The organism is Terribacillus aidingensis (genome assembly GCF_040703035.1).
Lineage (GTDB): Bacteria > Bacillota > Bacilli > Bacillales > Amphibacillaceae > Terribacillus.
In genome coordinates, this window is record NZ_CP159996.1 from 3,436,746 (window position 1) to 3,449,896 (window position 13,151).

The window sequence follows — 13,151 nt, forward strand, 5'->3', positions numbered from 1 at the left end:
AGATGTTACTCCTGTTCAGGGCTGCGAAGATAATAACCTACACCCCTGCGTGTAATGATCCAGAGCGGACTGCTCGGATTGTCTTCGATTTTCTCCCGGAGACGGCGGACAGTTACGTCAACTGTGCGGACATCGCCGAAATAGTCATATCCCCATACTGTCTCCAGCAAATGTTCACGTGTCATGACTTGTCCGCTATGACGGGCAAGGTAATGAAGCAATTCAAATTCACGATGCGTCAGTTCTACCTGTACGCCATCATTTGTAACGGTATAGGCTTCCGGATGAATGACAAGCTTACCGATTTCGATATCTTTGTTTTCTTTGCTGTCATCCTCTGGGATTTGAGCCTGTCTGCGTAAATTCGCTTTAACACGGGCAATCACTTCCCGGTTGCTGAAAGGTTTTGTGACATAGTCATCAGCACCAAGCTCAAGACCGAGTACCTTATCAATCTCTGCATCTTTTGCAGTCAGCATGATAATCGGCATATTATGTGTTTTACGCACTTCACGGCAAACTTCATTGCCATCTTTGTTCGGCAGCATAATATCCAAAAGGATCAAATCCGGGTTCTCTTGCTGCACTAATTCGACAGCTTCATCACCGTCATATGCACAGATCACCTCGTATCCTTCCTTCTCTAAGTTGAATTTCAATATATCAGCGATTGGTTTTTCGTCGTCCACCACTAAAATCTTATGGTTCATCGTATTCCCACGCTTTCCAGTGTTTTTTATCTGAATTGTATTATCTTTTATTACTAGTTCAGTGTTTGCATACCCTTCCTATTTTACAGCAATTTCGGTCAAATGTCTTTGCAAGGGGTCGATTCGGCAGTTTTTGGAAGAAAAAAGAAAAAATCGCCCGTATGGACGATTTTTCAACTTATTGGCTGTATACACTTCTTACTTCGTTTGTTTGTGTACGATCTGGACCTACAGAGAAGATGCTTAGTGGAATACCTGTAAGCTGGGAAATACGCTCAAGATAGTGGCGCGCATTCGCTGGAAGCTCGCTCAAGTTGCGAACACCTGTAATATCTTCTGTCCAGCCTGGCAGCTCTTCATAAACTGGCTCACATTGTGCCAATTCTTTCAGGCTTGCTGGGAAATGCTCCATGATTTCACCGTTGTAACGGTAAGCAACACAGATTTTCAATGTTTCGATACCTGTCAGTACATCGATCGAGTTCAAGGAAAGATCTGTAATGCCGCTCACACGCTGCGCGTGACGGACAACAACGCTATCGAACCAGCCGACACGGCGCGGACGACCTGTTGTTGTACCGTATTCACGGCCAACTTCGCGGATCTGATCACCAGTCTCATCATGCAATTCAGTTGGGAACGGACCATCACCAACACGTGTCGTGTATGCCTTGGAAACACCAACAACATGATTGATCTTCGTTGGTCCTACACCGGAACCGATTGTAACTCCGCCTGCAATCGGGTTGGAGCTTGTAACGAATGGGTACGTACCTTGGTCGATATCAAGCATAACGCCCTGTGCACCTTCGAACAGTACGCGGCGGCCTTGATCCAATGCATTGTTCAGCTCAACGGATGTATCAGTTACATACTTCGCAATTTGCTGTCCATATTCATAATACTCATCAAGTATTTCTTCCACTGTGAAGACTTTGCTTTCATAAACCTTCTCGAACAGACGGTTCTTTTCTTCCAAGTTCTGCTCCAGCTTTTCACGGAAAGCATCCTTGTCCAGCAAATCAGCAATCCGGATACCCATGCGGGCTGCTTTATCCATGTAAGCAGGTCCGATACCTTTTTTAGTTGTACCGATCTTATTAACGCCTTTTGCTTCTTCCTGAAGCTCATCCAATTTCAGATGATATGGAAGAATGACGTGTGCACGGTTGGAAATAACAAGATTATCTGTGCTGACATTGCGTTCGTGCAAATATTCCAATTCTTCAAGCAACGCCTTTGGATCAATTACCATACCATTGCCTAATACACATTTCTTTTCCGGGAAGAAAATACCGGATGGAATCAAGTGAAGCTTATATGTGACATTATCGAATTTAATTGTGTGGCCAGCATTGTTCCCGCCTTGATAACGAGCAACAACCTCGGCATTTTGTGAAAGGAAGTCAGTGATCTTTCCTTTACCTTCATCTCCCCATTGGGTTCCTACTACTACTACTGAGGACATCTGTGTGGCACCTCCGCCAAATAAACTTTTTTTAACACCTCTAAAGTGTATCAATCCCCAAAACACATGTCAATGATACAACCGAACATTTAATGATGAAGCCCTATATTTGTTCGTTAAAAAACACCCTATCGATTGATAGGGTGCTGTAATTATGCCGGTGGAACATCGCTTTCCGAATATCTATGATCCAAATCTACGAATTTATTATACTCTTTCACAAACGCCAGCTCGACTGTTCCTACCGGGCCGTTACGCTGCTTAGCCAGAATGATCTCAATGATATTCTGTTTTTCCGATTCTTTGTCGTAATAATCGTCACGATACAAGAAGCCGACGATATCGGCATCCTGCTCGATACTTCCTGATTCACGCAAGTCGGACATCATCGGACGTTTGTCCTGTCGCTGCTCTACTCCACGAGAAAGCTGTGATAGAGCGATTACTGGCACTTCCAGCTCACGAGCTAGAGCTTTTAAGGAACGGGAGATTTCCGATACTTCCTGCTGACGGTTTTCTCCTTTTCCAGAGCTTGAACCCATGATGAGCTGTAAGTAATCAATCAGGATCATCCCTAATCCGCCTTCCTGCTTCAGACGACGGCATTTGGACCTGATATCACTTACACGGATACCAGGCGTATCATCGATATAAACCCCTGCATTAGACAGGCTGCCCATTGCCATCGTGAGTTTAGCCCAGTCTTCCGCTTGTAGACTTCCTGTCCGCAGACGCTGTGCATCGATATTCCCCTCTGCACAGAGCATACGTGATACAAGCTGTGATGCACCCATCTCCAAGCTAAAGATAGCTACATTTTCCCCTGCATGTATCGATACATTTTGTGCAATGTTCAAGGCAAATGCTGTCTTACCTACAGAAGGACGGGCAGCAATGATGATCAAATCATTACGCTGGAATCCGGAGGTCATTTTATCTAAGTCACGGTAACCAGTCGGAATACCTGTAATAGAAGCATTTTGATGATGTAATTTCTCGATATTATCGTAAACATCAATCAAAACGTCCTTTATGTTCTGAAAAGCTCCGGAATTTTTACGGCCGGATACTTCCATAATCGATTTCTCTGCTTCGTTGAGAACATCCTCGACAGCATCTTCTTTAGCAAAGCTTGATGTGACAATATCCGTGGCAGAACGTATAAGTCGGCGCAGCAGCGCCTTTTCAGCTACGATTTTGCTGTAATATTCAATATTTGCTGCAGTTGGAACGGCGTTAGCAAGATCGCTCAAATACGAAACGCCACCGACCTCCTCCAACAATTTTGCATTAGCAAGTGCAGTGGTGACGGTTACCAGGTCAACTGGTTCTCCTCTATCGGATAGGCGCATCATCGCATCAAAGATACGCTGGTGGCTTGCTCGGTAGAAATCGTCCGCTACAACCTGTTCCGATGCTCTCGATAAAGCTTCCGGCTCCAGGAAAATAGCACCAATTACAGCTTGCTCTGCTTCTATATTATGTGGAGGGGTCCGATCATTCCAGACTTCTTCCATCATGATTCCCCCATTTCTGGCATACTGCTACCATTGTACCGAAATATCCCCCTTTTGTGTAAAAAGGGGGATGGAAAACTGCTAGTATTTTGTTGGAAAAAATATTATTGCTCGCTGATATGGACTTTCACTTTACCTGTTACTTCCGGATGCAGCTTCACATCCAAGTCACGATAACCAAGAGCCCGAATCGGTTCGTTCAGTTCGATCTTCCGTTTGTCCAATTTAATTTTATGAGCTTTTTTCAGCTCATCAGCGATTTGTTTGCTTGTGATAGATCCGAATAGACGACCGCCTTCTCCGGACTTCGCTTTTACTTCTACTGTTAGGTTGGCAAGCGTTTCACGCAATTTTTTCGCATCCTCCACTTCCTGGAGTTCAAGCTGATGCTGTTTATTGTCTTTTGCTTCCTGTACTTTCACATTTCCTTTTGTAGCTGGTACAGCCAAGTTATTTTTAAGCAAGTAATTACGTGCATAACCATCTGGCACTTCTTTTACTTGTCCTTTTTTCCCTTTACCTTTTACGTCTTCTGTAAAGATTACTTTCATTCTTCTTTTCTCCCTTCAACATATTCATCAATGATCAGCTGCAGCTCTTCCTTCGCTGCTTCTACTGTTGTGTCAGCGATCTGTGTAGCAGCATTTGTCAAATGTCCGCCGCCATTCATCCTCTCCATGATCACTTGAACATTCACTTGTCCAAGTGATCTGGCGCTGATACCAATACGGCCATCTTCCCGCTCGGAAATGACAAAGCTGGCACTCACACCATCCATCGTCAGCAATGTATCTGCTGCCTGAGCGATGACAACCGGCCCGAATACCTGCCCTTTTTCACCCGCAGAAATTGCAATGCCTTCCCGGTAGAGCTGCGTATTCTCAATTAAGTGCGCCCGTTTCACATACGTATCCAAGTCCTCTTTCATGAAACGCTGGACAAGGACGGTATCAGCGCCTTTGGAGCGTAAATAGGATGCCGCGTCGAATGTTCTTGACCCGGTACGAAGCGTGAAGCTTTTCGTATCGACAATAATTCCCGCGAGCAAGGCACTTGCTTCCAAGGTGGACAATCGCAGCTTCTTAGGCTGATAGTCCAATAGCTCTGTCACAAGCTCTGCTGTCGAGGATGCATATGGCTCCATATAGACGAGCGTTGGCTTTTCAATGAATTCCTCTGCCCGGCGATGGTGGTCGATCACCACAACATGTTCCGTTTTGCTGAGCAGTCTATCATCAGCTACCATTACAGGCTTGTGCGTATCGACAACGACAACAAGTGTATTCTTCGTTACACGATCGAGCGCTTCTTCTGGACTGATGAATTGTTCCCAAAGCTCTTCATCCTTTTGAATGGCTGACATCAGCTTAGAAACGCCTGTAATATCCTGCTTGTCAAGGACAATATGCCCGACAATATCATTTGCTTCTGCAATTTTCAAGATTCCGATGGCAGCTCCGATAGAATCCATATCCGGCGCTTTATGCCCCATGATGAGCACCTGCTCACTCTGCTTGACCAATTCCTTCAGCGCATGAGATATAACACGTGCCCGAACCCTGGTCCGTTTTTCCATCGGATTCGTTTTGCCGCCATAGAAGCGCACCTTGCCGGCTTCTCCTTTGATGGCAACCTGGTCTCCACCGCGTCCCAATGCCAAATCCAAGCTTGATTGGGCAAGTTCTCCAAGCTCAGGTAATGTCTGTCCGCCAGCTCCGACTCCTATACTAAGGGTGATCGGTATATTCTGATCTGTTATCAAGCCGCGAATTTCATCGAGAATCTCAAATTTCGTCTTTTCCAGTTCCCTCAAAATGCGCTGATTGAGTACTGCCAAGAATCGTTCCTGAGATGTACGCTTTAAGTAAAGACCTTTTTGGCGTGACCACTCATTCAATTGAGCTGTCACACGGGAATTGATCTGACTTTTCGCTGTGTCATCCAGATTCTGGGTCATTTCTTCATAGTTATCAAGAAAAATGATAGCTAGAACGGTCTGTTCTTCATTATATAAGTTCTGGATTTCCAGCTGCTTCGTCCGATCGAATAAATACAGAAGCCGCTCTTCCTTTTTGATCACTGTCAGGAAATCATAATCATCAAGCGTAATCCAAACCTCGTTTTTTTCGTCCTTGATTGCTGGTATCAGCGCATCAGATAAATCATCCAGCGGGGCACCCACAAGTGTATCCTCCGCAAACCTGTTCATATAAGGCGTCGTCCATTCAATCTGGTAATTCTCGCTGTACAGTACGATCCCGATCGGCATCTCCAAAAGTGCTTCCTCGCCGACCTTCTTGACACGGTGGGACATTGTCGAAATGTACTCCTCCGTCTGGTCCTGCATTCGCTGTTCCGTCAGTATACTGTAGAAAAAAGACAGAGCCAGGAGCACTGTCAGCGGCAGCCCAAGCTTCCATTCATAAAACCATACACAAATAAGCAGGATGACAGCAAGTACATATGTCACGATCAAATGCTTACTCAATGCTGGTTTCTTAAATATCTCTGGCATATATGTCAGCTCCTAAACCTAAATTCCGCGACCATGCTACTTTTTGCTGCTCATCCGTTCCCGCAGCCTGAATCCTACATCAATTATACCCAAAATACGCACAAGATACAGCAGTACTGTCCCGAAAAGGACCGATAGTACGACCGCGAGAATCGGCAGGACTTTCGGCAGATTCCGGTGGTGGGCAAAATAGAAGAAGAACGAGAATCCTTGCAGCACGAGAAGGATTCCGGCAAGCTCCGTGACATTGGCGACAATCGGATAGAGCCATCCATTTGGATCCATATCGAACCAGCGGGCAAATGAACCGATGAAATAGATGAATAATACGATGACCGGCAGGTTGAATCGGCGGAATTGCGGATAAAGGATCTTCTCTTTGCTCTGACGATTATGGATCTTTTGAGCCAGCCATTGCGTGATGAAAGCATACAGCAGGGAGCCGGCAGCAATCATTGTCGGAATCAGCACCATGATATAATCAAACATAGCACTGACCTGTTCCCACTGAGCATCAGTTACTGTCACCCCGACTGTATCCATCTCAGACTGAACCGATTGGATCGTAGCCTGATAGCTTGTTTGAATTTCGTCAATGATGTTTATTCCTGATACAAATTGCGTTCCTGCCAGGAATATAGTGAATCCAAGTGCATACCCTGCAGTTCCTTTTAATAAAGCTTCATAAGTCGATTGCTTGTGATGAAGGGAATAACCCGTCGCTGCCGCTCCAATCACAACTGAAATCGTAATGAAAAACCCGGCAAGTGTCCCTATGAAGGAAAAAAGCAGAATGGCAAGAGCAAAGTAGATACCTGGCTTGAAACCATGGCGGATCCAATAGAGGATGATGGGCACTGGCATAACAAGCGTGGCCAAGATATTGATTACCGGCGCAAATGTTGCGATAAGCAACAGAACCAGAAAAATCCCCCCAAGTATAGCCCCTTCCGTCATTTTTCGAGCATTGTTCATGAATCGTGACACCCCATTTAAATATGTAATCTTGCACTTGTAGAAAAAGCACAGCTGCATAGGCTGTGCTTACGTTCGTTTGTAATGGACGAAGGCATGAGAAAAAAGCTGTTCATCCGAAAAAATGCTACCCCACGATTATACCCGAAAGAAAGTCTTCAAACAAATGATTCGCCGTGAAAATAGTCCCACCAGCTGCTAAGTTTGTGAATATCTTAATTTACCTGTTTATTTTTCTGAAATGAGCCTTTATAATAGTGAGACAACCTTACAACGGGTTAGCACTACATACTACATACCTCATTAGCCACTAATGAGACGAACCTCAAAATCGGCTGCATCGCGATAAGCATGCAGTCGATTTTTCTTTTCCACACTTTTTACACAATTTTTCTACCGAATCAAGAAGAAGTACAAGATTCCTGCGTGCTATGATTATTCCAAGATCAAATCAGGTTATAAACACAACGAAACGGGTAAACAAAAAACAATTCAATCTACGGAAAGGACAGGAACACCATGAAAAATAGTCACTTCAATGCGATTCTCGCAGCAACACTTTTAATCAGCAGCATCGGCGGTTACTTGCACTCTATCTTCTAATCCTATATCCCTGGCAAGCTCTTCCTTATAAAGGCGGAGCTTTTTTTATTATTTCAGAAGTTCAGCTTTAGGGCAGGTTGTGAAATCTCCTCTTGGAACATCCTGCAGAATATGTCACACTATTTTTAACTTAACCGTTAGGAGTTGGACGTTTTGTTGACAGATTATCATGTACATATGGCTGAAACTGGCTCGTTCACTTTGGACTATATCCGCCAATATCTCAGTGCGGCGAAAGAAAAAGGGATTGAGGAATTCGGGATTTCGGAGCATGCTTACTTCTTTCAAGAAACAAACAAAATCCTATCCAACCCGTGGGTAGAAAACCGCCGGACACTTCACTTTCAGGATTATCTCGCTTTTTTCAAAGAAATCAAACAAGCTGAACTTCCTGTCAAAATGGGAATCGAGATGGATTACACACCTGGTAAAGAAGCCGAAATGGCAGAATTCCTCGATCAGCATCCTTTCGACTACGTCATCGGGTCCGTCCACTGGATTCGTGAGTGGGGAATCGATCTGGATATTTATAAAGAAGAATATGAAAAACGGGATCTGAAGCAGGCGTACCGTGATTATTATGACCAAATCATCACACTTGCTCAGTCCAAGTTATTCAGCTTTGTCGGCCATATTGATCTGATTAAGATTTTCGGCTATAAACCAGGCGATCAAGCCTTTGTCGAAGGAGAATATGATCGAGTTGTCAAAGCGCTCTCAGAAAATGACACATGTATTGAAATCAGCACAGCTGGTCTGAGGAAGCCAGTCGGGGAAATATATCCCGATCCCGTACTATTGCAGAAATGCTATGATGCTGGTGTCGGCATCGTGATAAACTCCGATGCACACGCACCAAAGCATGTAGGCTATGCATACCAACAGGCAATTGAGCTTGCCAAACAGGTCGGCTATACTGAGATTCAAACATTCGAAAAGCGCCAGCGCAAAGCAATGCCGCTAGGCTGAACAATCACATAACTACTCTTTATTTGGAGACACTATCCAGAGGAGCTGCAGATTGCTGCAAGCTCCTTTCTTTTATGATAAAACCCTTACATGTCAGAATACTTTTTCTAGTTTCTATTTGCAGGCACATTTCCTATAATGAACTACATATCTTCATTACTACACTAAAGGAATGCAGTATGCTGCGTCGATAAGGAGTGACATCATGAATCAACCAGAGAACACAGCATTAAAGAAGGAAATCGGACTATTTCTAGGTTTATCCATCGTAGTAGGGACCATCATCGGCTCTGGAGTATTTATGAAGCCAGGCCCTGTGCTGAGTCATGCTGGCAGTTCTGAAATTGCCATGCTCGCTTGGTTAATCGGCGGACTGCTGACACTCGCTGGCGGTCTGACCATTGCTGAAGTAGGTGTACAAATTCCTAAGACTGGCGGTTTGTACGCATACTTAGAAGAAACGTATGGAGAGCTATGGGGCTTCTTATGCGGCTGGGTGCAAACGATTCTTTATGGACCAGCCATCATCGGGGCTCTCGGACTATACTTCGGAACTCTCATGGTCAATTTGTTCGGCTGGAATACGAAATGGACTGCGGCTGTTGGTATCGCAAGTGTCGTGTTCCTTTGTATCATTAATATATTAGGCACAAAACTCGGCGGTGCCGTACAGCTTGTTACGACAATCGGCAAGCTGCTCCCAATCCTGCTTATTGTTATCTTCGGTTTTTGGAAAGGCGATGCGGACTTTTTCAGTGCAGTACCGGAAGCCATTTCCGATATAAACTTCGGCGCGGCCGTATTAGCCACACTGTTCGCTTATGATGGCTGGATCATGCTCGCTTCCATGGGCGGCGAAATGAAGAATCCGGAAAAGACATTACCAAGAGCGATGATCGGCGGTATTCTGATCGTGACAGCTTGTTACCTGTTTATCAACGCTGCCATGCTTTATATCCTGCCTGCAGCAGAAATTGTAAGTCTGAATACAAATGCAGCTAGTACAGCAGCTAAGCTTGTGCTAGGTGATGCTGGTGAAATTATCGTGAGTTTGGGTATCATCGTCAGCATTTTCGGCTGTCTTAATGGTAAGATCCTGACATTCCCGCGTATTCCGTTCGCAATGGCTGAACGCGGTCAGCTGCCGTTTTCTAACCTGCTCAAAAAGGTGCATCCTACCTTGCATACACCTTGGGTCGCAGTCATTTTGCAGCTTGTGCTTTCTATCATCTTCATGCTTGTCAGCAATCCTGATAAGCTGTCTGAAATTAGCATTTTCACGATCTATATGTTTTATGTTCTCGCTTTTTATGCTGTTTTCATCTTGCGGAAGCGTAATAAAGGAAAAGAACGTGCTTATAGTGTGCCGCTATATCCGTTCATCCCGATTGCAGCAATTGCAGGCTCTTTGTTTGTCTTGATCAGTACACTATTCACAGACTTCCTCAGCTGCCTTCTCTCAATCGGAATAGCAGTAATCGGCCTTCCGATATTTTATATGTTAAAAGCTAAACGGCGCTAAAAAAAGCGAGCAGATATAGTCTGCTCGCTTTTTTTTATATCGTGATAGCTGTCACATCAAAAATGTCATCCAGCTGTTTTAATCCTTCCACTTCTTCTTTCTGCGGCTCTTTATCGACCGTAAGCATCATGATTGCGTCGCCGCCCTCATTTGAGCGCCCTACCTGCATCGTTGCGATATTGACTGCGTATTTAGCAAGTAATGTACCTACACGGCCAATTGCTCCTGGCTGGTCTTTATGTCGGACCAGCAACATATGGCCGGCAGGCGTGACATCGACATAATAGTTATCTACCTTCACAATACGTGCTCCTAAACCATTAACCAGTGTTCCTGCTACTTGGTGCGTCACGGTTGCCGATTTTGCCTCGACTGTTACCAGACTAGTGAAGCCTCTTGTTGTAGATGTTTTTTGCTCATTGATTGTGATACCGCGTTTCTTAGCTAGGTGAGTCGCGTTTACGTCATTTACATTTCCTAGATAACGCTGAAGTAATCCTTTGACTGTATTTCGTGTCAATGGAGCAACCTCTTGGTCTGCCAGGTCTCCCGCATAATAGACGGTCACTTCCTCTATTGCATCAGGCATTGTGCGCGCCAGGAAGGCTCCGAGCTTTTCAGCAAGATCAAAGTAAGGCTGGATTTTCCGCATCACTTCAGGAGAAATGGAAGAGAAGTTGACCGGATGGATCGCCTGACCTCCTTGTAGAATCTGCATCACATCTTTGCTGACGTCGATCGCAACGTTTTCCTGCGCTTCCACTGTGCTTGCACCTAAATGCGGTGTGGCAATAACCTGCGGCAGCTCCAACAATTTATGATGAACTGCCGGCTCCTCTTCGAACACATCCAATGCCGCGCCAGCTACCTTCCCGCTGATGATTGCTTCATACAAAGCATCCTCATCAATAATCCCGCCTCTTGCACAGTTCATGATCTGTACACCATCTTTCATCTGTGCGAAAGCTTCAGTAGAAATCATATGATGTGTTTCTTTCAGCAGTGGTGTATGAACTGTCAGGAAGTCACTCGCAGCAAAAACCTCTTCCAGTGTTCCATAGCCAATCCCTATCTTATCCGCACGGTCTTTTGTCAGGAATGGATCATAGGCGATTACATCCATACGCTGCCCCTTTGCCCGGTAAGCAACTTCTGCCCCGATTCTTCCCATGCCGACAATACCAAGTGTCTTACCTTTCAATTCCACGCCGATATGCTGCTTACGTTCCCAGCGTTCTTCCTTCAAGGCGAGGAAGGCCTGCGGGATGTTGCGCGCAAGTGACATCATCATCGCAATTGTATGCTCAGCAGCGGAGTTAGTATTCCCATCCGGTGCGTTGACAACGACTATGCCAAGCTCTGTTGCAGCTTCCAGATCGATATTATCCACCCCAACACCGGCACGCCCGATCACTTTAAGATTAGGAGCTGCTTCCATGATTGCACGTGTAACAGTCGTCTGGCTGCGGACAAGCAGCGCATGATATTTACTGATCTTTTGGATGATTTCTGCTTCCGTCAGTCCAGTATCCACTGTAACAGCAAAGTCATCTGCTTGTGTTAATGGGGCCATGCCTTCTTCACTTAACGGATCACTGATTAGTACTTGGTAAGTCATGTTCAATTCGCTCCTTGTTCCAAGTAGATTTGCTGTGCTGCTGCAGTGCCTGTACCTAATGTTATTTGTTTTCCAATCTTCACAAGGCCTATTTCCACTGCTCCGATCACCTGCAGTACATCTGCCGGAGAGCAATATCCCATATGACCAATCCGGAAAATTTCTCCCTTCATATGCTGCTGTCCGCCTGCAAACGCCAGGTTGAACTCCTGCTTCACTTGCTTACGCAGCTGCTCGGCGTCGAAGTCTGCCGGTTTAATGGCCGTAACTGTCGGAGAAGCATATGCATCCTCTACTAGCAACGGTATATCTAACGCACGGAAAGCAGCTCTTATCATATCCCGCATCAGCCGATGTCTTGCATACACCTGCTCCAGCCCTTCTCCCTCAAGCAATGAGAGCACTTGCTCTAGTCCGAACAATATGGATAGAGCCGGTGTGAATGGTGTGCTGTCCTTTTCGAGTCCATCCCGATATTTTGTCAGGTCCAGATAGAAACGGGGTTGAGTATTTGCTTCAATCACACGCCATGCTCGGTCACTTACTACAGCAAAGAACATGCCTCCAGGCAGCATAAATGCCTTTTGCGTTCCTGTCACCAAAATGTCGATGCCCCATTTATCAAATTCCGTTTCTACACCTGCCACACAGGATACGCCATCAACGATGACCAAAGCCTCCGATACATCATGGACTGCTTCTGCGATTTCCTTGATTGGGTTCAACACTCCTGTGGACGTTTCACAATACGTGACAAAAACAGAGCTGATTTCCGGATGTTTATGCAAGAATGTCTTGATATCCTCCGGATTTGCCGCTTCTCCCCATGTAACGTCCAAACGATGTACTTGAAGCTGATATGCTTGGGCTATTTTTACAAATCGGTCACCAAAAGCACCTACGACTACAATCAACACGTCATCTCCTGGCTTGGAAGTATTGGCTACTGCCGCTTCCAATCCGGCTGTACCGCTGCCTGTCACAAGCAGTACATCTTGTTCTGTTCCGAATACGGGCTTCAATTTCGGCTTGATCCGCTGCAGCAAAGCCGTTGTCTCTGCACCGCGATGGCCGATCATCGGCTGGCTCATTGCGCGCTGTACACTAGGCGGAATTGGTGATGGTCCTGGAATCCGTAGTAAAAGTTGATCTGGTAACATAATTTCTTTTCCTCCTTGGATTGTAAGATATCTTCACAGGTAAAAGAGCCCATAAGAAAAGCCTTCCGCTCCCTTACCTGATAAGTAAGGGGCG

Annotated in this window: 10 protein-coding genes and 1 other annotated feature (1 of these 11 only partly in view); of the genes, 2 read left to right on the plus strand and 8 right to left on the minus strand. The window is 45.4% G+C overall.

Features of this window, described 5'->3' with window-relative positions:
- Window positions 1-5: 5 nt before the first annotated feature.
- From yycF to ABXS78_RS17715, 6 genes are all read right to left on the minus strand, one after another.
- A complete protein-coding gene (gene yycF / locus ABXS78_RS17690; protein WP_095219677.1) occupies window positions 6-710 on the minus strand; it encodes a response regulator YycF in 705 nt (234 codons plus the stop codon).
- Between the two features lie 178 nt (window positions 711-888).
- On the minus strand, window positions 889-2,178 hold the full coding sequence (locus tag ABXS78_RS17695) for an adenylosuccinate synthase (RefSeq protein WP_366248345.1): 1,290 nt from the start codon (window positions 2,176-2,178) through the stop codon (window positions 889-891).
- 152 nt (window positions 2,179-2,330) lie between these two features.
- The gene (gene dnaB, locus ABXS78_RS17700) at window positions 2,331-3,695 is read right to left on the minus strand and encodes a replicative DNA helicase (RefSeq protein WP_366249979.1); all 1,365 of its coding nucleotides are present in this window, start codon (window positions 3,693-3,695) and stop codon (window positions 2,331-2,333) included.
- Window positions 3,696-3,799: 104 nt separating this feature from the next.
- Window positions 3,800-4,246: a 50S ribosomal protein L9 gene (gene rplI, locus ABXS78_RS17705; protein WP_095222027.1), complete on the minus strand. Its 447-nt coding sequence runs from the start codon at window positions 4,244-4,246 to the stop codon at window positions 3,800-3,802.
- Window positions 4,243-6,210 carry a DHH family phosphoesterase gene (locus tag ABXS78_RS17710; protein WP_366248346.1) on the minus strand — a complete coding sequence of 656 codons (1,968 nt, stop codon included), beginning with the start codon at window positions 6,208-6,210 and terminating at the stop codon, window positions 4,243-4,245. The genes rplI and ABXS78_RS17710 overlap by 4 nt, the downstream gene beginning before the upstream one ends.
- Before the next feature lie 36 nt (window positions 6,211-6,246).
- A complete protein-coding gene (locus tag ABXS78_RS17715) occupies window positions 6,247-7,185 on the minus strand; it encodes a YybS family protein (RefSeq protein WP_366248347.1) in 939 nt (312 codons plus the stop codon).
- 756 nt (window positions 7,186-7,941) lie between these two features.
- Here ABXS78_RS17715 and ABXS78_RS17720 point away from each other — a divergent pair.
- Window positions 7,942-8,757 (plus strand): histidinol-phosphatase HisJ family protein, encoded by an 816-nt coding sequence (locus tag ABXS78_RS17720; protein WP_366248348.1) that lies wholly within the window; start codon window positions 7,942-7,944, stop codon window positions 8,755-8,757.
- Window positions 8,758-8,962: 205 nt separating this feature from the next.
- On the plus strand, window positions 8,963-10,279 hold the full coding sequence (locus ABXS78_RS17725; RefSeq protein WP_366248349.1) for an amino acid permease: 1,317 nt from the start codon (window positions 8,963-8,965) through the stop codon (window positions 10,277-10,279).
- Between the two features lie 34 nt (window positions 10,280-10,313).
- Here ABXS78_RS17725 and serA read toward each other — a convergent pair whose 3' ends face one another.
- Both serA and ABXS78_RS17735 read right to left on the minus strand, forming a co-directional pair.
- On the minus strand, window positions 10,314-11,897 hold the full coding sequence (serA, locus tag ABXS78_RS17730; protein WP_366248350.1) for a phosphoglycerate dehydrogenase: 1,584 nt from the start codon (window positions 11,895-11,897) through the stop codon (window positions 10,314-10,316).
- 2 nt (window positions 11,898-11,899) lie between these two features.
- The gene (locus ABXS78_RS17735) at window positions 11,900-13,057 is read right to left on the minus strand and encodes an alanine--glyoxylate aminotransferase family protein (protein ID WP_366248351.1); all 1,158 of its coding nucleotides are present in this window, start codon (window positions 13,055-13,057) and stop codon (window positions 11,900-11,902) included.
- Between the two features lie 84 nt (window positions 13,058-13,141).
- Window positions 13,142-13,151 (minus strand) — a binding site (T-box leader); it runs 224 nt beyond the window's last position.